25 protein-coding genes are annotated in these 22,967 nt (G+C 68.3%); 15 read left to right on the forward strand and 10 right to left on the reverse strand.

Features of this window, described 5'->3' with window-relative positions:
- Positions 1–29 precede the first annotated feature (29 nt).
- Positions 30–1,259: a DUF2336 domain-containing protein gene (locus tag V7672_RS11115; protein ID WP_335624651.1), complete on the forward strand. Its 1,230-nt coding sequence runs from the start codon at positions 30–32 to the stop codon at positions 1,257–1,259.
- 159 nt (positions 1,260–1,418) lie between these two features.
- Positions 1,419–1,850 (forward strand): MucR family transcriptional regulator, encoded by a 432-nt coding sequence (locus V7672_RS11120; RefSeq protein ID WP_123286076.1) that lies wholly within the window; start codon positions 1,419–1,421, stop codon positions 1,848–1,850.
- A 79-nt stretch (positions 1,851–1,929) separates the two neighbouring features.
- On the opposite strand, the gene V7672_RS11125 is transcribed toward V7672_RS11120, so the two are convergent.
- The 8 genes from V7672_RS11125 to V7672_RS11160 all read right to left on the reverse strand — a co-directional run bounded on the left by V7672_RS11125 (position 1,930) and on the right by V7672_RS11160 (position 10,418).
- The gene (locus V7672_RS11125) at positions 1,930–2,436 is read right to left on the reverse strand and encodes a hypothetical protein (protein ID WP_335624652.1); all 507 of its coding nucleotides are present in this window, start codon (positions 2,434–2,436) and stop codon (positions 1,930–1,932) included.
- Positions 2,437–2,573: 137 nt separating this feature from the next.
- The gene (locus tag V7672_RS11130; RefSeq protein ID WP_335624653.1) at positions 2,574–3,680 is read right to left on the reverse strand and encodes a DUF2336 domain-containing protein; all 1,107 of its coding nucleotides are present in this window, start codon (positions 3,678–3,680) and stop codon (positions 2,574–2,576) included.
- On the reverse strand, positions 3,677–4,603 hold the full coding sequence (locus V7672_RS11135) for a hypothetical protein (RefSeq protein ID WP_335624654.1): 927 nt from the start codon (positions 4,601–4,603) through the stop codon (positions 3,677–3,679). Before V7672_RS11135 ends, V7672_RS11130 begins: the two co-directional genes overlap by 4 nt.
- Before the next feature lie 100 nt (positions 4,604–4,703).
- A complete protein-coding gene (locus V7672_RS11140; RefSeq protein WP_335624655.1) occupies positions 4,704–5,765 on the reverse strand; it encodes an ABC transporter substrate-binding protein in 1,062 nt (353 codons plus the stop codon).
- Between the two features lie 54 nt (positions 5,766–5,819).
- Positions 5,820–6,392, reverse strand: coding sequence for a hypothetical protein (locus V7672_RS11145; RefSeq protein ID WP_335624656.1), 573 nt, complete (start codon positions 6,390–6,392; stop codon positions 5,820–5,822).
- 666 nt (positions 6,393–7,058) lie between these two features.
- Entirely contained in the window at positions 7,059–8,036 is a 978-nt protein-coding gene (locus tag V7672_RS11150) for an alpha/beta hydrolase (protein WP_335624657.1), read from the reverse strand.
- 88 nt (positions 8,037–8,124) lie between these two features.
- A complete protein-coding gene (locus V7672_RS11155) occupies positions 8,125–9,981 on the reverse strand; it encodes an ABC-F family ATP-binding cassette domain-containing protein (RefSeq protein WP_335624825.1) in 1,857 nt (618 codons plus the stop codon).
- Positions 9,982–10,085: 104 nt separating this feature from the next.
- On the reverse strand, positions 10,086–10,418 hold the full coding sequence (locus tag V7672_RS11160) for an endonuclease domain-containing protein (RefSeq protein WP_335624658.1): 333 nt from the start codon (positions 10,416–10,418) through the stop codon (positions 10,086–10,088).
- Between the two features lie 147 nt (positions 10,419–10,565).
- On the opposite strand from V7672_RS11160, the gene V7672_RS11165 reads away from it, so the two are divergent.
- From V7672_RS11165 to V7672_RS11200, 8 genes are all read left to right on the forward strand, one after another.
- Positions 10,566–11,033 carry a YcgN family cysteine cluster protein gene (locus V7672_RS11165; protein ID WP_335624659.1) on the forward strand — a complete coding sequence of 156 codons (468 nt, stop codon included), beginning with the start codon at positions 10,566–10,568 and terminating at the stop codon, positions 11,031–11,033.
- Positions 11,034–11,073: 40 nt separating this feature from the next.
- Positions 11,074–13,488, forward strand: a complete 2,415-nt coding sequence (locus tag V7672_RS11170; RefSeq protein WP_335624660.1) for a PAS domain-containing protein — start codon at positions 11,074–11,076, stop codon at positions 13,486–13,488.
- Positions 13,489–13,850: 362 nt separating this feature from the next.
- A complete protein-coding gene (locus tag V7672_RS11175; protein WP_335624661.1) occupies positions 13,851–15,167 on the forward strand; it encodes a DNA-packaging protein in 1,317 nt (438 codons plus the stop codon).
- A gap of 31 nt (positions 15,168–15,198) precedes the next feature.
- A complete protein-coding gene (locus tag V7672_RS11180; protein ID WP_335624662.1) occupies positions 15,199–15,474 on the forward strand; it encodes a spike base protein, RCAP_Rcc01079 family in 276 nt (91 codons plus the stop codon).
- An 8-nt stretch (positions 15,475–15,482) separates the two neighbouring features.
- On the forward strand, positions 15,483–16,700 hold the full coding sequence (locus V7672_RS11185) for a phage head spike fiber domain-containing protein (protein ID WP_335624664.1): 1,218 nt from the start codon (positions 15,483–15,485) through the stop codon (positions 16,698–16,700).
- A gap of 22 nt (positions 16,701–16,722) precedes the next feature.
- Positions 16,723–17,889 (forward strand): phage portal protein, encoded by a 1,167-nt coding sequence (locus V7672_RS11190; RefSeq protein ID WP_335624665.1) that lies wholly within the window; start codon positions 16,723–16,725, stop codon positions 17,887–17,889.
- Complete coding sequence (locus V7672_RS11195) at positions 17,886–18,164, forward strand: hypothetical protein (RefSeq protein ID WP_335624666.1); 279 nt, start codon at positions 17,886–17,888, stop codon at positions 18,162–18,164. Before V7672_RS11190 ends, V7672_RS11195 begins: the two co-directional genes overlap by 4 nt.
- On the forward strand, positions 18,154–18,630 hold the full coding sequence (locus V7672_RS11200) for an HK97 family phage prohead protease (RefSeq protein ID WP_335624667.1): 477 nt from the start codon (positions 18,154–18,156) through the stop codon (positions 18,628–18,630). The genes V7672_RS11195 and V7672_RS11200 overlap by 11 nt, the downstream gene beginning before the upstream one ends.
- Here V7672_RS11200 and V7672_RS11205 read toward each other — a convergent pair.
- Entirely contained in the window at positions 18,611–19,171 is a 561-nt protein-coding gene (locus V7672_RS11205) for a hypothetical protein (protein WP_335624668.1), read from the reverse strand. The genes V7672_RS11200 and V7672_RS11205 overlap by 20 nt on opposite strands.
- A gap of 172 nt (positions 19,172–19,343) precedes the next feature.
- Between V7672_RS11205 and V7672_RS11210 the strand changes: the two genes are divergently transcribed.
- The gene (locus tag V7672_RS11210; RefSeq protein ID WP_335624669.1) at positions 19,344–19,916 is read left to right on the forward strand and encodes a hypothetical protein; all 573 of its coding nucleotides are present in this window, start codon (positions 19,344–19,346) and stop codon (positions 19,914–19,916) included.
- Positions 19,917–19,997: 81 nt separating this feature from the next.
- Here the strand turns inward: V7672_RS11210 and V7672_RS11215 are convergent, their stop codons facing one another.
- The gene (locus V7672_RS11215) at positions 19,998–20,549 is read right to left on the reverse strand and encodes a hypothetical protein (RefSeq protein ID WP_335624670.1); all 552 of its coding nucleotides are present in this window, start codon (positions 20,547–20,549) and stop codon (positions 19,998–20,000) included.
- Positions 20,550–20,642: 93 nt separating this feature from the next.
- Here V7672_RS11215 and V7672_RS11220 point away from each other — a divergent pair, with 93 nt between their 5' ends.
- From V7672_RS11220 to V7672_RS11235, 4 genes are all read left to right on the forward strand, one after another.
- Positions 20,643–21,896, forward strand: a complete 1,254-nt coding sequence (locus V7672_RS11220) for a phage major capsid protein (RefSeq protein ID WP_335624671.1) — start codon at positions 20,643–20,645, stop codon at positions 21,894–21,896.
- 82 nt (positions 21,897–21,978) lie between these two features.
- Positions 21,979–22,245: a head-tail connector protein gene (locus V7672_RS11225; RefSeq protein WP_335624672.1), complete on the forward strand. Its 267-nt coding sequence runs from the start codon at positions 21,979–21,981 to the stop codon at positions 22,243–22,245.
- Positions 22,242–22,550, forward strand: coding sequence for a hypothetical protein (locus V7672_RS11230; RefSeq protein ID WP_335624673.1), 309 nt, complete (start codon positions 22,242–22,244; stop codon positions 22,548–22,550). The genes V7672_RS11225 and V7672_RS11230 overlap by 4 nt, the downstream gene beginning before the upstream one ends.
- A complete protein-coding gene (locus V7672_RS11235; RefSeq protein WP_335624674.1) occupies positions 22,547–22,945 on the forward strand; it encodes a DUF3168 domain-containing protein in 399 nt (132 codons plus the stop codon). The genes V7672_RS11230 and V7672_RS11235 overlap by 4 nt, the downstream gene beginning before the upstream one ends.
- Positions 22,946–22,967: the final 22 nt, after the last annotated feature.

The raw sequence follows: 22,967 nt of genomic DNA on the forward strand, positions 1-22,967 counted from the left end.
TAACCGAACGGGGCGAGGATTGGGTCGAAATGACCCAGCCTCTTTCCAGCCCGCAGGATGACGCACCCGAGGCCGGGTCGGCGGCGTCGTGGAAGGCGCGGCATGCGCTGTTGCGGCGGCTGGCCGATGTGGTGTCGCTGCCGACCAGTCGCATCAATGCCTTTGAGCGGTCGGTGGTCGGCGATCTGCTGGTCGAGATGGCGCGGCTGGCGACCCCGGAAGACCGGCTGAAAATGGCGCACCGGCTGGCGCCGCTGGCGGAGCTGCCCAATGCTCTGATGCGCCTGATGTTGCGGGATGATCCCGCGATCGCCGGGGTGCTGATCGAGGGCTGTGCGGGCCTGACGGACGCGGATCTGCTTTCGTGCGTGCGGGATACGGGCCATGACCATCACCGGTGCATCGCCGCCCGCCGGGGGGTATCCGAAGTCGTGTCCGAGGCCCTGATCGAGGCCGGGCATCTGGATGTGGTCGAGACCCTGTTGCGGAACACCACGGCCCGGCTGTCGCAGACCGGGATCGAGACGGCGGTGGCGCTGAGCCGTAGCCAGCCGCGTCTGTGCGAGCATCTGCTGCGGCGTCCGGAGCTGAGGCCGTCCGGGGCCTATGTGATGTTCTGGTGGTCCAATGAGCAGGACCGCCGGACCATTCTGCAGCGGTTCGCCGTGTCGCGGGAGGTCATGCAGGAGGTGTCGGAGGACATCTTTGCCATGGCCGCCGCAGAGGGCTGGCAGGACCCGGTGTCGCGCAAGGCCCTGCAGTTCATCGAGCGGCGCCAGCGCAATCGCGGGGCGATCGACAAGAGCCCCTATGACAGTCTGGAACACGCCATCACCGAGATCGAGCGGCAGGGCATGGGCCGGGATTCGGTGGCCGAAATCGCCTATCTGTCGGGGATCAAGCCGCTGACCGGCGCCAAGATTCTCGGCGATCCGGGCGGCGAGCCGGTGGCCATTCTGTGCAAGGCGACGGGGCTGGACCGGGAGTATCTGACGGCGCTGTGGCGGTCGATGAAGCGGCCGGAGCGGGCGCCGGACGGATCTGTTCACCCCGCGTGGGAGCGTGTGCAGGTGACGTTCGAGATGCTGGCGGTGGACCGGGCCCAGACGGTGCTGCGTTACTGGAACTGGTCGCTGACCTCGGCCATGACGCCGGCCCTGCTGAAGGCCATTCGCGACGGCGACACAGACGAACTGGATGAATACTCCATGCCCGAGCGGGCCGCGATGATGGCTCTGGCGCAAGATTTCGGGCGTTGATGCGCCCGTGTTTGCATCGGGTACGCTCTATACTTGACTGACCAATGCAGAAAATCGGCCCGCTCAATTGCATGAGGGGGGCGTTTGTTCTATCAGCCCGGCATCAGGGGCGATTCCTGCAAGATGTTTCGCCTCGCCCTGGAAACGTCTGGACGACCTATGGAAGAAAAAGCCGAACTGCTGGAAATGACGGCGGACATCATCTCCGCCTACGTCAGCAACAACATCCTGCCGCCCGAGGCTGTTCCTGCGCTGATCGGCTCGATCCACTCGACCCTGTCGCAACTGTCGGGTGACGGCATCGAGCCGGAGCCGGAAGTCAAGGATCCGGCCGTGCCGATCCGCAAGTCGATCACGCCGGATTATCTGATCTGTCTGGAAGACGGCCGCAAGTTCAAGTCGCTGAAGCGGCACCTGCGCACCAAATACGACATGAGCCCCGAGGAATACCGGGCCAAATGGGGTCTGGCCAAGGACTATCCGATGGTCGCGCCCAACTATGCCAAGGCCCGTTCGGAACTGGCCAAGCAGATGGGTCTGGGACAGGGCGGCCGCAAGCCGGCCCGCACCACGGCCCGCGCCAAGAAGTAAGACGGACGTCCTGTCCGACAGCAGCGCCCGCCCCCAGCGATGGAGGCGGGCGTTTCTGCTGTTGGCGTGCTGAAGGTGTTCAAGCGGAGACACGAGGTCTGAGCATGCCTCGCAAGAGTCTCCTGATTGCCCAGACGCAGACGAGGATGACCGAGAGCAGGATCGCCGCCATCATTCCAGAGCTTCCAAGGATGTAGTCCCAGACGGACAAGCCGAAGGTATTTCGGCCCGATGGATAGGCCAGGCAGTCGAAATACTCTCCCCGCCACATGGACAGAATGAAGCGGTCGGACGCGGCACCCGTGAAACTGGGGCATGCGTCTTCAAATGACAGCCACGATCCCGGAGTCAGATGAACGTTCGGCAGATTGGCATGGTCGGCCAGAGCGGCGTCGCCTGGCCACCTTGAGGTCGAGCGATGATGATGGTCGGCGAAGCGCGCCGCCGCCAGGACCTCCTGGTACCTCGCGCGGTTGTCCGCGACCGATGACAGCGTCAAGGCGGGCAGGGTGAGGAGCGCGTAGACGCAAAGGGCTGCGATCAGTGCAGGAACGCAGGCGGCCAGTCCAGGCATGACCTTCTTCATTGGACGGCGCCATTGAAGTCAAAGTCCTGCCCTACCACCATTGCCGTCACCTCCCGTCAGGAGACGGAGGTAGCAGGCCGGATTCCGGGCAACATGAGCAGTAGGTGAGGGATCGCTGAAATCGCTCGAAGCCGCGATCAGGCGGCTTTGGCTTCGCGGCGCATGCGCCAGAAGCGCAGGGTTCGTTTGGCGGCGTCGGGGGCCAGTTCCTGGTACATCCGGCCATAGGCGTGGGCCTTGGCCATGGCGTCGCCGTCGTCGTTCAGCAGCACCACGGCGTAGGTCAGGAACAGGGCCCGATCCAGACCGGCCGAACGGCAGACCACGGCCAGGGCGTCCAGATCCTTGCGCTCGATGATCTGACGGGCGGTGTGGAAGTCGATGTCGGCCAGCCGGGCGAGCGCGATCAGGAAGCAGGTCCGTCCGCCCGAGCGCAGGAACCGGGCCAGCATCTGGGGGGTCAGCTGACCGGCGGCATGCAGTTCCTCGACATAGGCGAGGCTCTCGGAATAGTCGGCGGGAAGGGCGCCGTCCTGGGTCGCGAGGCGGGTGCGGCCGGCCTCGAGCGCGCTCTCCAGAAGGGCGGGGTCCATCTGGGCGTTGCGCTCGAGGATGGTGTGGCGAAGCCGGGCCTCGACGATGAAGTACATCTCGTTGAGCAGATCGGGCGGCAGGCTCTTGCGCTCGACCGTCGCGGCATGAAGGGCGGGATTGACGCGGGCGCGCTCGACGGCCTTTTCACTGGCCTGGCGCGACAGGCGGGCGCCCTCGTTGGACAGCAGGCTGTGCAGGGTCTCGTCATCGCCGTGATCGACGATGGCGTCGGCGACGGCCTCTGACACATCCTTGCGGCTTGAGACAGCGCGCAGGTGGTCCTGACCCCGGGTGCGGGCCACCTCGATCAGATCGGCGTCGGTGAGGACCGGAGAGGCCGACAGGACGGGGGTGGCGACCGCGGCCTCGTCATTTGCCAGACGGCGGATCAGGGTGCGGGGGGCGGCAGGACTGTCGGCAAACCGCTGGGCCAGCTCGGCGCGGACCGCCGTTTCCATCTCGGCGGACAGTTCGGCCAGGACGGCGCCGTACAGGTCGGTCTCTTTGCCGCTGTGGGTTTCGGTACCGAAGAAGACTTCGGTCAGTTCACGCAGCAAGGCCCGGCGCTTCTCGCTGGACGGTTCCTGCGCCATGGCGATCAGGTCGGGCAGACGCGATTCCACGACCGTGTCAGAGGCCGGCTGGGTCATTGGCGGGACGCAGCGCTGCTGGCCGACTCGCCGGTCGTGCGGCGGACGGTGCCGTCGGGGTTGCGGACCAGCTGCGGCGGCCCGGGCGGTTCGGCCATGTTGGGCGAGGTCGGCGTCTCGTCCATCTGAACCGGCAGGGCGTCCAGATAGACCTGCTCCGGAAGGACCGCGCGGTCGGGCTGACGGCCGTTCTGGCGGTGGACGGAGTAATAGCGGGCGCCCTGGGCGGAGGGCTCGGGGCGGGCTTGGGCCGGGGCCGGGGCCGGGGCCGGGGCACGGGTCTGGGCCTGTACGGGGGCGGGTTGAGGCTGGGCCGGCTGGGGCTGGCCGACGGACCATATCAGGGCATCGGAGCGCGGGGCATTGGGATCATCGGCCCACTCTGCCGGGCGCGCAGGTGCCGGTGCGGGCTGGGGCGCAGGCTGGACGCGGGCGGGCGGCGGCTCAGGCATCTGACGCACCGGCGGCGGCGGGGGAGGCGGCGGTGTCTCAACGGGTGCAGCCACGGTCCGCACCGGGGTCGGGGCGGGCACGACAGCCGCCGGACTCGGCTGGGTCCGGGTCCGGGCCGGGGGTGCAAAGAAGGCGTCGGCCGGGGTCAGGCCGGGGCGACCGTCGGCGTCCACGCTGCGACCGGGCAGAAGCGGCGTGGCGGGGCGCAGTTGCGGGGCGGCGGCCATCGACTGGCTGCCCGCATGGGGGATGACAGGCGCGGCGGGCCGGAGAGCCGGGACCTCGCCACGGGCATTGGGTGTGGCGCGGGCCATGGCCACCGGCTCGGGGCGACCGTTCCAGTCGAGGTAGCGGAGGGCCGGCGCGTCTTGGGCCACGGCGGGCATGGCCACCACAGTCAGGCCCAGGGCCGCAGCTGCGCCGAGCAGGCGGCCGGGTCGGGACAGCGATGTGGACGGGTCGGGTCGCATTCCACCTCCGGCAAATGGGGGATCGGACCAAAGGTTAAGGCGTCCAGACTTAACCCGTCGCTAACAGCCGGGCGCAAACAGCCTTAATATGGCGGTCTGTTCAGGGGGCGGGGGCCGGGTCTGCGGCGGGCGACAGATAGTCGGTGGTGAAGGCCTGCTGCCAGTCGAGACCCGCCGGGAAGACGCCGGCCTCGGACGCGCTTTCATAGAAGGTGCGCCAGCGGTCGGCGGACATGGTGCCGAGGGGCGTGGAGGCGGGGTCATCGCCGGTGACGATGGCGGCGTCGCGCAGGGCGTCGCGGGCCTGTTCCAGATGGTCCGACGTCATGCTGCGGTTGGCGCGGCGGATCAGGGCGTGGGCGGGGTCCGGATTGCCCTCGATATAGGCGGCCCAGCCCTCGACCGAGGCGGCGATGAAGGCGCGCAGGGCCTCGTCATTGTCGCGGGCAAAGGCAGTGGGGGCCAGCACGAGGGCGCCATAGGCGGCAAAGCCGTCGTCGAACAGAAGACGGCTGGTGGGGGGCTCTCCGCCCGCGTCGGGGATCAAGACGGGCTCACGCGTCACATGGCCCAGAATGAGGGCGCTGGGGTCGCGGATGAAGGCCTCAAGGTCGTAGTCGGCGAGCTGGTCGTCCGTCAGGTCGCTGATGGTCTGGTACCACGGCCAGAGCGTCTCGCGGTCCCCTTCGGCGACCTGGATGCGCAGGGGGGCGGCGGAGGAGACCGGCTGACCCGGACGGGGGGACGCTTCCGGAGGGCTGATCAGGGCTCGCGGGGACTTCTGGAAGAAGGCGGCGACGGCCTTGACCGGGGCCTCCTCCTCAACCAGTCGCAGGGGCGTGAAGCTGTCGGCGGCGAGGCCGAGCTCCGCATGGCCTGAGGCGAGCGCACGCGGCACGTCCTGGCCGAAGCCGGGCCGCACCAGCTGAACATTCAGGCCGCGCTTTTCGTAAAGACCGGTGGCCAGCGCCTGGTAGAAGCCGCCCAGTTCGGCACTGGCGGGGTCGCCGATCACGAGGCGCAGGCGGACGCGGCCGTTCTCGTCAATGGCCGGTTCTGACGAGCCGCAACCGGCCGCCGTCGCCGACAGGCCGAGTGCCGCGGCACCGGTCAGCAGGGTTCGACGATCCAGAGAAGCGAAGCGGACGGGCGGGCGGCGCATGGCCAAGGTTTAGGGCCTGACTTCCGCGAAGGAAAGGGCGGTTTCCGGCAAGACCTAGCGGCGCTGCTGCAGAACCAGTTCGCCAGCCAGGACGCGGAGGAACAGGGGGGGCTGGCCAGCGCCATTCCCACCCTGGAGCCCCATGAACGGGCTGAGCATGGGCAATAGGCTGTTGATGGGCACATCGGGATCAGACGAGCCGATCTCTCCCGTGATAGGGTCCACAGACAGACCTTCAAAGGGGTTCATGCTGAACAACTCGTCGCTCTCGGCAGGCACCGCAGGGGGCGGCAATGAGGGGTCGGCCGGATTGTCCGCTTCAGCCACCGCGACGGGTTCGGCGTATTCCCGCGAATCGAACTCCGACATGCTCTCGAACGCGCCGATGAGCGCGGAGTTGTTCTCGTATGCCGTCGCATAGCTGACCTGTTCGGCGCAGAGGTAGTTGAGCAGGAAGTCAGCGGCATCTGCGGCGCCGTTGCTGGCCGCCACAGCGTCCGGGGCGCGGTCCCGGAGGCAGGTCTCGGCATTGGTGTAGGCTGGGGGGCGGTCCTGGGTCTGTGCCACTTGCGGCAGGACGACGGGCCCGGCGATGAGGGCGGCGGCGATGGCGAGGGTCAGGCGCATGGGGCTCTCCCGTTCGGGTCGAAACCCCAGTCTGTCATTGCAAACGGGAAGAGGGAAGGGCGGTCGGGGCGCTGCTGCCCCCTCCACCGCTACGCGGTCTCCCTCCCCCGATCGGGGAGGAATGGGGCGCCGGAATTGAGCGAGGGCGCGAAACGCCCGGTCGAGCCGTTGCATTTCGCGCCCTCGCCAAGTCCGGGTTGGACTTGGCCATTGAGTTCTGGACCCTGGCCTGGGCGTCAGCGGAGCGAACCCCGGTGACGGTCGGCTGTATCCCTCGACTCTGGTCCGGTCGCGTCCCGCAGGTCTGGCCTGCGCCGTCTTCCGATCCCGATCCGGTTCCCCGAGGTATGGGCCGAAACCCTGCCTCGAAGCCTTGATCCGGTCCGGGGTCCGTTGCGATCCGGAGATCGCCCGTTACCCTGGATCCGAGAGCCGGACCGGTTCGCCTTGAGCCCCGGGTCTCCCCGGATTTCCGCGCTGCCGTGTCCCTCGGCCTGATCAAGCTCGCTCCGATCTGCGGATGTGGCAAGCGATCAGGAACGACCGTCTGTGGAGCGTGTTGGGGATAAATCGTGCGTCGATGGCGTACGTCTGTGCCAATGCAGCAATTTCATTCGATTCGTGAAGCTGTTGTGACTTTTGCACAGTTCCACGCCAAAAGGCGGCTCAGCCGCTGATTTCAGCGATCCAGCGGCGAATCCAGGCTTGGGCGAGTACGGCGGTGGGCGCGCCGAAATGCTGAAACCCGTGGGGAGCGGTCGGGATCGCCAGCAAGGTGGCCGACGCGCGATGGCCCCAGGCCTCGGCCATCAGTCGACTGTCATCCCGGAAGGGGTCGGCTTCGCCCATGATAAACAGCGCGGGCGGCATGCCTGACAGGTCGGCGTAGAGGGGCGAAACGTCAGCCTGACGACGGGCGGCCTCGTCTCGCCCCGGAAGGAGTCGCTCAAGGTCCCGGGCCAGATTCGGGCCATCGAACAGCAGCGTCTCGGTGTTTGCCGCCCGCGCCGACGGGGTCGCCGACAGGTCGAAGACCCCCTGAACGAAGACGCAGCCAGCGAGGGAGGCAATCAGGCTTTCGTCGCGCAAGGTCAACGCCGCCAGCGCGGCCAGGTGGGCGCCGGCGGACTCGCCAATCACGAAGACCCGGTCGGCGTCGAAACGAGGAAGGCCGTCTTCCAAGGCCCAGCGGAGGGCGGTCGCGCAGTCGGCGACTGCGTCAGGCATCCATACGCCGCGCGCCTCATCGAGCAGTCGATAGTCCACCGAGACGACGGTGAGGCCCGCCTCGGCGAGATGGCCGGTCACGCGGTCGTTCAGCGCGGCACTGCCGACCACCCAGCCGCCGCCATGAAGGTCGACGACCAAAGCGCGGGCTGGGGTGGCGGGCTCAAGCAGTCTGAGGGGCAAGGGCCCGCCGGGACCGGCAATGGTGGTGTTGGAGACGCGGACCCCGCGCCGCTTCAAGGTGGCTTCCGTGACGGTGCCAGCCGCCTGACTGACCATGCCGTTCAACCGCTGGCCGAGGGCCAGGGGCCAGCCGTCGGTTCTGAGCCGGGGCGCGAGCGCCAGGGCCGCATTGATCCGCCGCGCCGCCTTCTCTTCGGCGGGGGTGAGCTCCAGGGTCTGGACCGTCAGGGACATGGCGGAACTGTATGGAAGCGTCGCCGCGATGCCACGCGACAGGTTGGCGCGTCGGACAGGGAGCCGCGACGCTGGCCCCTTGACGTCTTCAACCCGCCAGCGCTTCCCGTTTCGCCTCCAGTTCCAGCCACTCCGCCTCGATGGCCTCGAGTTGGGCGCGGGCGCGGGCGGCGTTGGTCATGGCGCGGTCGAAGGCCTTGGGGTCGCGGGCGTAGAGGCCGGGGTCGGACAGGGTCGCGTCGTGGCGGGCAATGTCGGCCGGCAGGGTTTCCATCAGGCCCTCGATCTCCTTGAGCCGGTGCGCGTCCTTGAAGGACAGCTTGGCGGGCTTTTTGGGCGCGGCTGCGGCTGCGGGGGCGGGGGCGGGGGCGGGGACGCTGGCGGGAGCCGGGGTGGCCGAGCGCCGTTCGGCCTCGGCGTCCTGGGGGCGCTGGTGGGTGCCGGGCTTGAGGAAGCCGGGGTTCTGGCGGATGAAGTCGGTCCAGCCGCCCGGGGTTTCGACGATGTCGCCGCGGCCATTCATGGCGATGGTCGAGGTGGCGAGGCGGTCGACGAAATCGCGGTCGTGGCTGACGAGGATCAGGGTGCCGTCATAGGACTCGAGCAGCTCTTCCAGCTTGTCGAGCGTGTCCATGTCGAGGTCGTTGGTCGGCTCGTCGAGGACCAGCATATTGGCTGGCTTGGCCAGGGCGCGCGCCAGCAGCAGGCGGTTGCGCTCGCCGCCCGACAGGGTCGAGATGGGCTGGCGCAGCTGGCCCTCCTGGAACAGGAAGTCCTTGGCATAGGCGGCGACGTGTTTGGACAACCCCCGCACGAGGATGGAGTCGCCGCCGCCGGGGGTGAGTGCGTCCCACAGGGTCATGTCGGACTTGAGCCCCTCGCGCGACTGGTCGAGGTAGACGGGTTCCAGATTGGCGCCGAGCCGGACGGTGCCGGTGTCGGGGGCCAGTTCACCCAGCATGATCTTGACCAGGGTGGTCTTGCCCGCGCCATTGGGGCCGACGATGGCAAGCCGGTCACCGCGGACGATGCGGGTGGTGAAGGGTTTGATGACCGTGCGCTCGCCGAAACCCTTGGAGATGCCTTTCAGGTCGGCGACCAGCTTGCCCGAGGTAGCGCCGGAATCGACGCCGAGGTGCAGGTCACGCGGCACGTCCTTGAGCCGCTCGGCGCGTTCGGCGCGCAGGGCCTCCAGCGACCGCGCCCGGCCCTCGTTGCGGGTGCGACGGGCGGTGATGGAGCGGTAGAAGGTCTCGGTCTCGCGCTCGATGGTCTTGGACAGGCGGCGCAGGGACTCGGCCTCTTCCTCGGTGACCTTGGTGGCCCATTCGTCGAAGGCGTTGAAGCTCTTGTTCAGGCTGCGGACGCGGCGACCCTCCAGCCAGTGACAGGTCTGGGTGACGCGATTGAGGAAGGCGCGGTCGTGGCTGACGACGAGGATGGCGCAGCGGGCCGAGATCAGTTCTTCCTCAAGCTTTTCAATGGCGAGGATGTCGAGGTGGTTGGTCGGCTCGTCGAGGAGCATCAGGTCCGGCTCTTCGGCGAAGGCCTTGGCAAGGGCGGCGCGGCGGATCTCGCCGCCCGACAGGTTGACCGCTGGCTTGGCCGGGTCGAGGCCGAAGGTGGCGAGCCAGGATTCGGCGGTCCAGGGCTCGGCCTCGCCGGAGGTCGCATAGTCCAGCAGGGTGTCGCCCGTAATGACCGGCTCCTGGGGCACATTGGCAAAGCGGATGCCGGACTGGATGGCGCGCTCGCCCGAGTCCGGCTCGACCTGACCCATGATAATCTTCATCAGGGTGGATTTGCCGGCGCCGTTGCGGCCGACGAGGCAGGCGCGGGTGCGCGGCTCGATCGCGATGTCGACGCCTTCGAACAGGGGACGGGGGCCGTCCTGGAGACGGACATCCTTGAGGGCAACAAGAGGGGGGCGCGCAGCCATGGTGATACCTGGATCCTCCCCAGCGTAGCGGGGGAGGGGGACCACGCAAGGCGTGGTGGAGGGGGCGGAAACGAGGGCTGACTTAAGGGGTTCAGTCGGGAGTTTCCACCCTAGTCTTCGTCCAGCTGCCCAAGAATGCGCTCCGCCGCCCCGTCAGGGTCGCGCAGGACTTCGGATGCAGGAATGCGAAGCGTCTGGATGCCCAGACCCAGAAGATGTGCGTCGCGCCTGGCATCCTGATCCGCTCGGGCCTCGTGGTGGAGGCCATCGACCTCGATGGCGAGGCGGGTGCTGGAGCAGAAGAAGTCGAGAATGAAGGGACCGACCGGGTGCTGGCGACGGAAGCCGCGTCCCCGTAGTCTCTGCCAGAGGAGAACTTCCGGCAGCGACATTTTCCGACGGAGACGTCGTGCACGTTTCTGGGTAAGAACCGAAGGTCTCATGGATCAGTTAGTGCACGCATTCGCCCCCTCCACCACCCACCGATCGCTGTGCGATCGGACCCCTCCACCGCCTTTGGCGGTCCCCCTCCCCATCAAAGATGGGGAGGGGAAGTGGTCCCCCTCCCACGTTACTCGGGGGAGGATCTGATGAAGCCCTTCTGGGAAACGAAGACCCTGGAACAGATGTCGCCCGAGGAATGGGAGGCGCTGTGCGACGGGTGCGGGCTGTGCTGTCTGGTGCGGTTCGAGGATGAGGATACGGGCGAGGTGGTGCCGACCAAGGTCCACTGCAAACTGTTCGACCCGAAGACCTGTGCCTGCTCCAACTATGCCGAGCGGGAGCGTCATGTGCCCGACTGTATCAAGCTGACGCCCGGCAATGTGGCGCAGCTGAAGTGGATGCCGTTGTCATGTGGCTACCGGAGGCTGTCCGAGGGGCGGGGTCTGGCCGGGTGGCACCCGTTGGTGTCGGGGAACCCCGAGACCGTTCATTCGGCCGGCGTTTCAATCCGGGGACAGACGATCTCCGAACTGGCGCTGGACGAGCCGGAGGACGCCCTGGCCTATGAGGCGCCGGAATGGATGGCCGAACGTGGGGCCGGGTCCCGCCGGTAACCAAAATTTCGCTATTCCATCCGACGCTTGCGGCATGGGAGTGAAACGCCAAAAGAGCGCCTCGGTGATGATGGACGGTTCGGGGCTGGAGGGCCCGCTGGACCGGCTGACAGCATTGGCGTGCACGCTGTTCGACATGCCGCACGCGGTGATTTCCGTTGTGAACGGGGACCAAACCCTGTTCCGCGCCAATATCGGCCTGGACCAGAATGCCATGGCGCGCGACCAGAGCGCGTCGAACATACTGGTCGGCATGGGGCCGGGGGCGGTGCTGGTGGTGCGCGATTCCCACCTGCACCCGACGCTGAAGAATCATCCGATGGTCACCGGCCACCCGCGCCTGCGCTTCTTCGCCGGGACGACCATCAGCGACAGCCGGGGCAAGGCCATAGGCGCCGTGGGCGTGATGGATGTGAAGCCGCATCCGGACTTTGACGAAAGCCGGGTCGCGGATCTGGCCCAGATTGGTCGGCTGGCTGCCGAGTTCATGGAGCGGGCTGAGCTGACCCGGCGCCAGACCGAGCGTCTGGAACTGTTGCGTCTGGCCGAGGAGATGGCCGGAGTCGGTCAGTGGCGACTGGACGCCGAGACCATGGCCGTGACCTGGTCGGACGAGGTGTATCGCATCCACGGGGTCGACCGCGAGACGTTTGACCCGAACTATGATGACGCGGTGAGCTTCTATCATCCGGACGACCGGGGTCCGTTGATGGGGGCCATTGCTCACAGCCTTGCGACAGGCGAAGGCTACAAGCGCCGCATGCGGGTGATCCGTCGGGACGGCGCCGAACGGCTGGTGCTGACCCATGCGGATACGGAGCGGGGACCAGACGGCAAGGTCAGGGCCATGTTCGGCGTCTTCCAGGACGTGACCGAGCAGGAGCGCATCCACGATGCCGTGGCGGCCAGCGAGCGGGCGTTCCGGAACCTGGCCGAGCAGACCAGCGACATCATCGCGGTCTTCGCCCTGGACGGCACGTTCCGCTATGTGTCGCCCGGAATTACCCGGCTGATGGGCTGGGAGCGCGATGATCTGATCGGCCGCAAGACCTGGGATGTGATCCACCCGGATGACCATGCCCAGGTGAAGCAGGCCTATGCGGACTTTTTCGCTGCGGGCCCCGGCGCTCCGTCGCCGCAGTTGCGCTATCGGGGACTGCACAAGGACGGCAGCTTTCGATGGCTGGATGCCCAGCCCAGCATCCTGTGGGACGAGAACGGTCGACCGGTCGAAATCCAGGACAATGCGCGCGACGCGACGGCGACCAAGCAGCTCGAGGATGATCTCATGGCGGAGCGGGACCGCGCCGAGGCTGCCGCGCGGGCCAAGACCGAATTCCTGGCCAATATGAGCCATGAGCTGAGGACGCCGCTGACCAGCGTCATCGGCTTCGCCGGCCTGCTGAAACAGTCGAGCGGTCTGGGGCCGGATGAGCGGCGGTACGTTGACCGGATCGCCACCTCGTCTGACGCCCTGCTGGGCGTGATCAACGACATTCTCGACTACTCCAAGCTGGAGGCCGAGGCGGTTGGCCTGGACCCGCTGGCCTTTGACCCGCGCGTGATGATCGCGGGGGCGGTCGGGATCGTCGAAAACCTGTGCGAGGCCAAGGGGCTGACGCTGACGCATTCGGTCGAAGAGGCGATGCCGGCCGGACTGATGGGGGACGAGGGCCGGCTGCGGCAGGTGACGCTGAACCTGGTGTCCAATGCCGTGAAGTTCACCGGGCAGGGCCAGGTGTCGGTCGCGGCGACCTATGCCGACGGTCGGCTGCGGGTCGCTGTCACGGATACCGGTATCGGCATCAGCGCAGAGAAGGCGGCGACCCTGTTCCGACGGTTTGTGCAGGCCGATGCCTCGACCACCCGGACGTTCGGCGGGACCGGACTGGGCCTCGCCATTTCGCGCCGGTTGATCGAGATGATGGGGGGCACGATCGGCGTCGACAGCCAGCCGGGGGCCGGTTCGACCTTCTGGTTCGAGGTGCCTCTGGTGGCGGCGGATCCGGGACAGGACGCTCAAGGTTCGGACGGGGACGCGACGGTGGATGCCGGCCTGCGGATCCTGATGGCCGACGACGCCGCAGCGAACCGGGAGCTGGTCGCGGCCATTCTGGGGGGCATGGGTCTGTCGCTGGACGGGGTCGAGAACGGCGCCGAGGCGGTCGAGGCCGTACGCCGTGGCGGCTATGATCTGGTGCTGATGGATGTGCATATGCCGGTCATGGACGGCCTGATGGCGACGCGCGAAATCCGGGCCATGGCCGGGGGGCCGGGGCAGACGCCCATCATCGCCCTGACCGCCAATGTGCAGCCGGAACAGGTTCGGCTGTGCCATGAGGCCGGTATGGACGCCCACGTCGGCAAGCCGATCCAGGTGGCCGAACTGATGGCCACCATCAGCCGTGTGCTGGGTGCGAGCGAAGTCCATGAGGACCTGGCAGCGACAGCCTGAGGCGCCCTGATGTGCGCCCCCGGCGGGTGAAATCGCGTCAAAACAAGATGATAGATATTTGTCGGACCGACTTGCGCGCCTGAGGGCGCTGGTCGGCTAGAGTTCATCCATGGCCGGGAACAGGGATGACGGGGCGGAGCACTGGAGCCGGAAGCAGTTCGAGCTGCTGGCCGCCCAGACGGATCGCGCCATGGAACTGCTGCCCCAGGTCGAACTGGATCCCGCCGATGTCGCGGGGCTGGATCGCTTTGCGCGGCTGGTGACGAATGTGGCGCGCGCCAGCAAGGCGGTGGCCGCGCTGGCGAGCGTGCCGGCCCGATCCCGGACCGCTGTCGAGGACGCGGAAGAGGGCGACGCACACGGTGACATCGAAGACCCCGCCGAGGAGGCCCTACTTCGGGCCGAACTGCAGTCCCGTCTCGATCACCTCAGGGCCGTTCGAGGTCCAGCAGCAGTGGATGGCGAGCCTGACGACGTGCGAGGTGAGGGAGGCGATCAGGGCTTCTCCCCGGGCCCACAGGCATCAGCTGCCGTCGGACGGGGACTGGGCGACCTGGGTGCTGCTGGGCGGGCGGGGGTCGGGCAAGACCTTTGCCGGAGCGCTCTGGCTGAGCGAACAGGCGAGGAAGGACGGGCAGGTGCTGGCGCTGGTGGGACCGGCGCTGCACGATGTGCGCGAGGTGATGATCGAAGGACCGTCGGGCCTGAAGGCGATGGGCGAGGTCGGATACAGGCCGGTCTGGGAGGCCAGCCGCAGGCGGTTGCGCTGGCCCAATGACTCGGTGGCCTACGCCTATTCGGCCGAGGACCCGGACGCTTTGCGGGGGCCACAGTTTCATGCGGCGTGGGTCGATGAATTCTGTGCCTGGCGCAATCCCGAGCGAACGCTGAGCACATTGCGGTTTGGGCTGAGACGGGGGACCGATCCGCGACTGGTTGTGACGACCACACCGCGTCCGATGGTGGCGCTGAGACGGTTGCTGGCCGAGCCGGGTGTCGAGGTCAGCCGGGCGGGCACAGAGGCCAATGCAGACAATCTGGCCCCGGGATTTCTGGGCCATTTGAGACGACTGTACGCCGGGACACGGCTGGAGGCGCAGGAGCTGGAGGGGCAGATCGTCGAGACCGACGGGGCCCTGTTTCGCGCCGAGGATCTGGCGCGGGCCAGAGGGGCGCGTCCGGTCGCGCTGGACCGCGTGGTGGTGGCGGTGGACCCGCCGGTGACGGCCCATGGCGATGCCTGCGGGATTGTGGTGGCGGGGCGCCGGGACCGGACGGCCTATGTGCTGGCCGATGAGACGGTGCGCGGCCTGTCACCCGCCGCCTGGGCCGGGGTGGTGGCCGCTGTGGCCCGCCGCGAGGGGGCCGAGGCAGTGATCGCCGAGGTCAATCAGGGCGGTGACATGGTGCGGACCCTTTTGGTGCAGGCAGGCTGTGCCTGTCCCGTGCGATCGGTGCATGCCACGCGGTCCAAGCGGGCGCGGGCCGAGCCGGTCGCGGCGCTGTATGAACAGGGACGGGTGTTGCACTGCGCCGCCCTGCCCGCGCTGGAAGAAGACATGATGGCGCTGGGAAGCGGGGAAGGCGGGCCAAGCCCGGACCGCGCCGACGCCCTGGTATGGGCCATCACCCATCTGTTGCTGGAGCCCCGGAGCGCGCCGCGCCTGCGGCCGCTCTGAAGCCCGTTCATCCGAGACAAAGGAGACAGTCATGACGTCGAGTCCCGACGCCTATCGCACTCATGCGCCCACGCCGGGGGCCCCCGCGCGGGGAGCACAGACCGTGACACCGGATGACGAGGCGGACCTGACCCCCTGGGCCAAGGCCCTCTATGTCGGGACGTCCGGCGACCTGACGGTGATCCCGGCGGGCGGGACGGTCGCCGTTACGCTGAAGAACCACCCCGTCGGCTATGTGGCGGTGCAGGCGCGGCGGGTGCTGGAGACCGGCACCACGGCCGAAGACATTGTGGCGCTGTCGGAATGAGGCTGGGTGTGGACCTGACGCCGGGAGGACTGGCGTTGCGGCAGGGCGGCGCGGCGCCCGGGTCTGAACCCGGGATCGAGCTGAACCTGGCGACCGACAGCCATGTCTGGGACGGGACGGCGCTGGAGGGGCTGACGGCCTTGCCCGGCTGGACCTACAGCCGGACGGGACCCGGCTGGGCCCGGCAGTTGGACGGCACCTATGCCCCCTTTGCCGAACATGTGCCGCGCCGGACCGACATGGGGCTGTGGACCGAGCCCGCATCGACCAATCTGTTTCCCCGTTTTGCGCCCTCGCAGGCGCAGCTGGTCGGCAATGCCAATGTCACCGCGGCGGTTGAACCGGATGCGCCACCGATCTCCGGCCTGAACTGGCTGGCGCTGAACAATACGGGCGGCGGGGCCTATGCCTATCAGGCGGTCAGCCTGGCCCCGGCGACGTCCTATACGCTGCAGATGTGGGTCGAGACCCCGGATGGATCGCCGCCTGTGGTCGGCACGACCAGCGCGACAGGTGACCTCTGTCTGCTGATCGGGGGTGTCATCCTGACCGGACCGGTGGGGATGGAGGCCCTGTCGGGCAAGGTCTGGCGGGTATGGAGCACGGGGGTGACCGGGGCTTCTCCGGCGCAGCATGGCGGGGTGATCCGCTATGCCAGCCAGGCGACGCGGGCCTTGAAGTTTGCGGGCTTTCAGATCGAGCCCGGAGTGCTGGCGACCAGCCCGATCGTGACCACGGGGGCCGTGGCCGGCCGGGGCGCGGACCTGGCGCGGCTGACGGACCTGGAGGCACTTGGCGTGGTGACGCTGGCCGCAGACTTTGTCCTGCACGGGGGCGCCGGCAGCTTGTTGGCCAGTGGCCGGCGGGCAGTCTGTCTGGACGACGGGACGAGTGCCAACCGGGTCGAGATCAGCAATCTGGACGGGGCGGTCGGGGGACGTGTGCTGGGCGGCGGGGTCGAACAGGCCCGCTGCGTGGTGGCGGGGGTTGCCGCCAGTGGTGCGGCCCAGGGTGCGGCCCTGCGGTCGCGGACGGATGATTTCCGGCTGGCGCGGAACGGGAGCCTGTCGGACGCAGATGTGTCGGGCACGGCGCCCGGCGGTCTGGTGCGGCTGACCCTGGGCGGCGCCGGCGACGGCACGGGTCAGCTGGGCGGATGCCTGAAGCGTCTGGTGCTGAGACCGGTCGCCAAGCCGGATGCTGCCCTGCTGTCGCTGAGCAGCTGATACCCCTTTGAAGGAGAGAGCCATGGACTGGTCCCGCTGGCGCTGGCGCCGGGGTACGACAGTCGTGCCCGAAACCAAGGAGAGCCGGACGGGGCCGCTGATCGCCCTGACCGGAGGCGGGCGTCCGCGCTGGACGCCGCGCGACTATGCCGCCCTGGCGCGCGAGGGGTTCGGCAAGAACCCGGTGGCCTATCGCGCCATCCGCATGATCGCCGAGGCGGCGGCCTCGGTGCCTCTGGCCGTGTTCGACGGCGAGGTGAAGTGCCGTGACCACGGTCTGGCGCAGCTGCTGTCCCGGCCGAATCCGGAACAGTCGGGGCCGGAGTTCCTGGAAGGGCTGTACGGGGCCCTGCAGACAGCGGGCAATGCCTATGTCGAGGGGGCCGGCGGCGATGACGCGGGACTGCCGGAGGAGTTGTGGTCGCTGCGGCCTGACCGGGTGAAGGTGGTGCCGGGGCGGCATGGCTGGCCTCAAGCCTATGATTATGGCCTTGCCGGGCGGTCGGTGCGGATCGGACGCGAGGCCGATGGCTGGATGCCGGTGATGCATCTGAAGCTGTTTCACCCGACCGATGACCACTACGGCTTTTCGCCGCTGGAGGCCGCGGCCTTTGCCATCGATGTGCACAATGCGTCGGGGGCCTGGAACAAGGCGCTGCTGGACAATGCGGCGCGGCCCAGCGGGGCGCTGGTCTATGCCAGCCGGGACGGGGAGCGGCTGACCACCGAACAGTTCGAGCGGCTGAAGGCCGAGCTGGGCGAAGCGCATGCGGGGCCGGCCAATGCCGGACGGCCGCTGTTGCTGGAAGGCGGGCTGGACTGGAAGCCCATGAGCCTGACGCCGGCCGAGATGGACTTTATCGCCGGCAAGCATGCGGCGGCGCGCGAGATCGCCCTGGCGTTCGGGATTCCGCCGCAGCTGCTGGGGATCCCGGGGGATGCGACCTATGCCAACTATCGCGAGGCCAATGTCGCCTTCTGGCGGCAGACGGTGGTGCCGCTGGTGAGGAAGGCCGCCGGGGCCCTGACCGCCTGGCTGTCGCCGCGCCTGCCCGCATGCCGGATCGAGGCCGACCTGGAGGCGGTGCCGGCGCTGTCGCCCGAGCGCGATGCGCTGTGGGCGCGGCTGAATGCGGCGAGCTTCCTGACCGAAGACGAGCGTCGGCAGATGGCGGGGGTGGGCAAGTGAACGGTGAACTGAGGAAGGCGGCGCTGGCGCTGGGGGCCATGCTGGTGCTGCAGACGGTCAGTGGCCTGATCTGGGCCGGCGGGGCGGCGGCGCGGATCGAGACGCTGGAGATGCAGGTGGGCGAGCAGCGGCTGGTGGCCGAGCGGCTGGCGCGACTGGAGGAACAGAGCCTGGCCACGCGGCGGGCGGTGGAGCGGATTGAGAGGGTTTTAGTGACGAGTGGCGAGTGGCGTGTGACGAGCGCGTCCGGCGAGGAGCAGGCCGATGACTTCTGACGCCCGGGCGGCGGATGACGAGCCGCCATTGCCCCCGCCACTCGCCACTCGTCACTCGCCACTTTTTATCACCGGCTATGCCTCGCTGTGGGGTGTCGCGGATCTGGCGGGGGATGTGGTGGTGCCGGGGGCGTTTGCCGCCAGCGTCGCGCGGCGAGGACCGGGCGGGGTGCGGATGCTGTACCAGCACGGCGAACGGAGCCCGGTCGGGGTATGGACCCGGATCGAGGAAGATGACCGCGGCCTGAGGGTCGAGGGGCGGATCCTGGACCTGACGCCCGAAGGCCGGATGGCGGCGGCGCTGTTGCGGGCCGGGTGTCTGGACGGTCTGTCGATCGGCTTTCGCGCGGTGAGGGCGCGGCGCGACGGCCGCCTGAGGGTGCTGGCCGAGGTCGATCTGTGGGAGGTGTCGCTGGTGACGTTTCCGGTGCTGCCGGGGGCGCGGTTCACGTCAGGCGAAGACTGAAGACTCCGATGAAGAGGAGGGCCGAGATCAGCAGCAGGCTGAGCAGGATGCGGTGCCACTTGCGGCTGGACGAGAAGGCCAGAACCACGCAGGCGAGGGTGAAGAGAACGTGGAAGATGTGAGCGGCGTGGCGGAGGGTGCCGAGGTTGGTGGCTGACTCCACGAGATTGTGCAGCTCGAACGCGGCCAGCGGCAGATAGATGAAGCCGCGATTGCGAAAATAGTGATCCTCCAGATTGCCGGGCCGGCCCGCGGGGGGAAACACCGAGGCAGCGCTGAGAAACAACAGGGCCGGGCGCAGGAGCACCGTCGCAAACAGGAAGAAGTTGGTGCCCCAGACATCGCGGTTGGCGACGATGAAGAGGTACCACCAGAACTGGACCGTCGCGAGCAGGACGAGGAGACCGGCGAGGAACGGCAGAAGGGCGAGATCCTCGCGCGGTCGATCAATGGCGGCGGCACGCCCGCCGACCAGCAGGTCGCGGATACCGAGCCCCAGGATGATCGACATCAGGACAAGAAGGTGTGCCGAGCTGTTCATTGTCTCCCCCCGACGAATGGCTGCCCGGTCAGGAGACTAATGGCTGGTCCCGCCGGTTTCCAGTTCGGGCGGGTGTGGCGTTGATTTCACCCGCTCCTCAGGGTTCGCTCAGGACGCTCAGGGAAGAGCTGGTCACGGTGACGGCTCGACTTCAGCCCTGGGAGAGACGGACATGAGTGGAGATACGGTGAAGCTGGTGAACGGACAGACGAACCTGTTGCGCACGGTGATGTGGGGCGGGGCCGCGGCCCTGTTGCTGGCCCCGGCGGTGGCCATGCAGTTCACGAGCGAGGTGCAGTGGACCCTGTTTGATTTTGCCCTGATGGGCGTGTTGCTGGCCGTGGCGTGCGGGATCGGGGAACTGGTGCTGCGCGCGTCCGAGAGCCTGATGTTCCGAATGGGCGCGGCGGTCGCGATCGGCACGACCTTTGTGCTGGTCGTCGGCAATCTGGCGGTCGGCCTGATCGGGGCCGAGGACAATCCGGCCAACGTCTGGGTGTGGCCGCTGGTGGTCATGGCCGCCGTGGGGACCCTGGCCGCCCAGTTTCGGGCGCGGGGTATGAGCCTGCTCATGCTGGCGCTGGCGGCGGGGCAGGGCGGACTGGCAGTCTATGCCCGTGCGACGGAGCAGGACCTGCCGCCGGGCGTGACCCTGATCTTCATGGCCGGCTGGCTGGTCGCCGCGGCCCTGTTCGACCGGGCCGCGCGCGAGCGGCAGGGCAAAAGCCGTCATCCCCGGACCTGATCCGGGGATCGGTGCCGCCCCGATCGGTTGGCCGTTCGCCCGGACCGATACTCGGGTCAAGCCCGAGTATGACGAAGTATTTTACGGCAGGTACTCTGCGGGGATCGGCGAAGCCTCGGTCTCGCCGGTCCAGTAGATGCTGAGGATCCACCAGCGGGTGCCATCGTACACCAGCTGGAAGCTGTTGATGCCCCGCGCGAAGGGCTCGGCGTCGTCGGCCGAGCGCCGGCTGTCGTAGGTCGAGAAGACGTGCGCAATCGAGCCGAACCGCTCGGTGCGGCTGGCGATCTCGCGCTCGTGGAAACCGCTGCGTTCGAGTTGGGGACCGGCGATGGTGATGTACTCCTCGGGCGTCCAGACCCGCACGACCATGTCGCCGTCGGGATTGAAACCGGAGGGCACCAACCGGGCGGTGGGGTGGAACAGGGAGCGGAAACGGTCCCAGTCGCGGGCCACGCCGGCATCGCCGGAGATGACCTCATAGACGGCGTCGATGATGGCCTCGGGCGAGGCCACGTCGGCGGGGTCGGCGGCCGGGGCCGCGGCGGTCGCCGGAGCCGGGTCCTGGGCCTGAACAACGGCCGGTGACGCCAGCGCGAGGACGAGCGCGGCGGCGAATGTGGATGCACGCATGAGAATTCCCTCCGTCAGGAGGGGGAGACTGCCGCACCGGGCGGCGGATGGGAAGGCGTATTCCGGACTGCCGGACGCCATCAAGGAGACACCATGAAAGAGACCAAGACCGTCTCGGGCTCGCCCGAGACGCGCGCCGCCATGCATGAAGTCATGGCCGCGTTCGAAGCCTTCAAGGGCGCCAATGACGCGCGGCTGGCGGAGCTGGAGAAGAAGGCCTCGGCCGATACGCTGCTGGAGGAGAAGGTGGCGCGCATCGATGCGGCGGTCGGCTCGGCGCAGGCGCGTCTGGACCGCGCGCTGAGCGAGACGCGGCGGCCGGTACTGGGGGATGGCACGTCGACCCCCTCCGGCGGCTTTGCCGCCACCTCCCCCCTGAAGGGGGAGGAGACGAAATCGGCGTTTGCGGCCTATATGACGGGCGGTTCGACCTTGGGGCTGGAGCTGAAGGCCGGGCTGTCGTCGGGGCCGGGCTCGGGCGGCTATGTGGTGCCGCCGGAGACGGAGCGAGCCATCGAGCGGCGACTGATGGCGGGCTCGCCGATGCGCGAGATCGCGACGGTGCGGACGGTGGGCTCGGGCGTGTTCCGCAAGCCTGTGTCGACCGCCGGGGTTGAGGCCGGCTGGGTGGCCGAGACGGCGGCCCGGCCCGAGACCGATCCGGCGACGCTGGCGCTGCTGGAGTTCCCGTCGGCGGACCTCTACGCCTGTCCGGCCGCGACCCAGAGCCTGCTGGATGATGCGCTGATCGATCTCGACGAATGGCTGGCCGCCGAGGTGGAGGATGCCTTTTCCGCCCAGGAGACCGAGGCCTTCGTCAACGGCGACGGGGTGAACAAGCCGCGCGGTTTCCTCGACTATGATCTGGTCGAGGACGGTGATCAGGAGTGGGGTGAGATCGGCTATGTCGCCAGTGGCGCGGCCGGGGCCTTTCCGGCCTCGAACCCGACCGACCGGCTGATCGACCTGATCTATGCGCCCAAGGCGCTGTACCGGCCGAATGCGCGCTTTGCCATGAACCGGCGGACGGTGGGCACGGTGCGCAAGTTCAAGGATGGCGACGGCAACTATATCTGGCAGCCGGCGCAGCGGCCGGGAGATACGGCCAGTCTGCTGGGCTATCCGGTGACCGAGATCGAGACGATGCCGGACATCGGCGCGGACGCCCCGGCGATCGCATTCGGTGACTTTCAGCGCGGCTATTTGATCGTCGACCGGGCGGGGGTGCGGGTGCTGCGCGACCCCTATTCGGCCAAGCCCTATGTGCTGTTCTACACGACCAAGCGCGTGGGCGGCGGGGTGCAGAATTTCGACGCCATCAAGGTGATGAAGTTCGCGGCGTCCTAGACGCGGAGTGGCGAGTGACGAGTGGCGAGAGCCGCTCGTCGCTGGCTGACCGACGAGCATTTCCAAGCGAAGCGAGAAATCAATGACCGCACCGGTGACCCTGGCCGAGGCGAAGGCCTTTCTGCGCGTCGGGCATGACGACGAGGATGGTCTGATCCAGACCCTGATCGAGGCCGCGCAGGCGCGGATCGAGGGCGAGGTGGGCGAGGCGCTGGATGCCGACAGCCCCGCGCCGCTGAGGCTGGCCGTGATGATGCTGACCCTGATCGCGTATGAGCGCGGGCTGGGAGAGGTATCGTCGGCCGCTGTTGAGGCATGGATTGCGCCCTATCGGACGGTACGGCTGTGAGCGCGGCCGAGCGGCGGGTGCTGGCGGCGCTGTATGCGGTCACGGTGGTCGAGACCCTCTATGGCGGCCAGGCCCGGACCTATGAATTGCTGGGCCAGATCTGGCTGACCCCGGGAAAGGTCGGGGGGCGACGCCGGAACGGGCCCGATGGCCAGCAGCGGATCGAGACGCGGCGGGTGACGGCGGGGCTGGACCCGCGCCTGAATGCCGGGCGGGTGCTGGAGTCTGAGGGGGTGCGCTGGCGCATCCTGGCGGTGGCGACCGGCCCGGCGGACACCGATCTGGAGCTGGAGCGGCTGGCATGACCCACGAGCTGGCTCTGCAGAAGGGCATCCTCGCGCGGCTGAAGGCGGAAGCCACCCTGGACGCGCTGATAGGCGGGCGGATCTGGGATGCGCCGCCGCCGGAGCCGACCTATCCGCATGTGAAGCTGGGACGCAGCCAGAGCCGACCCGTGGCAGGGGGCGACGGAGCGATGCAGCATCAGCTGACCCTGATCGTCGCCTCAAGGTTCTGCGGGACGGAGGAGGCGCGGGCAGTGGCCGCCGCGGTTCGCGTGTGCCTCGGCGAGGCGGTGATCGAGGCTGACGGGGTGCGCAGCCTGAAGCTGGACGTGCCGCTGAGCGACGTCTTTGCCGCCGACGACAGACTGACGACCTGGGCCGTGATCCGCGTGCGCGCGGTGACGCAGGACATCTGACATCCCCACACATTCAAGGAGG

This window comes from Brevundimonas sp., assembly GCF_036963785.1.
Taxonomy (GTDB): Bacteria; Pseudomonadota; Alphaproteobacteria; order Caulobacterales; family Caulobacteraceae; genus Brevundimonas.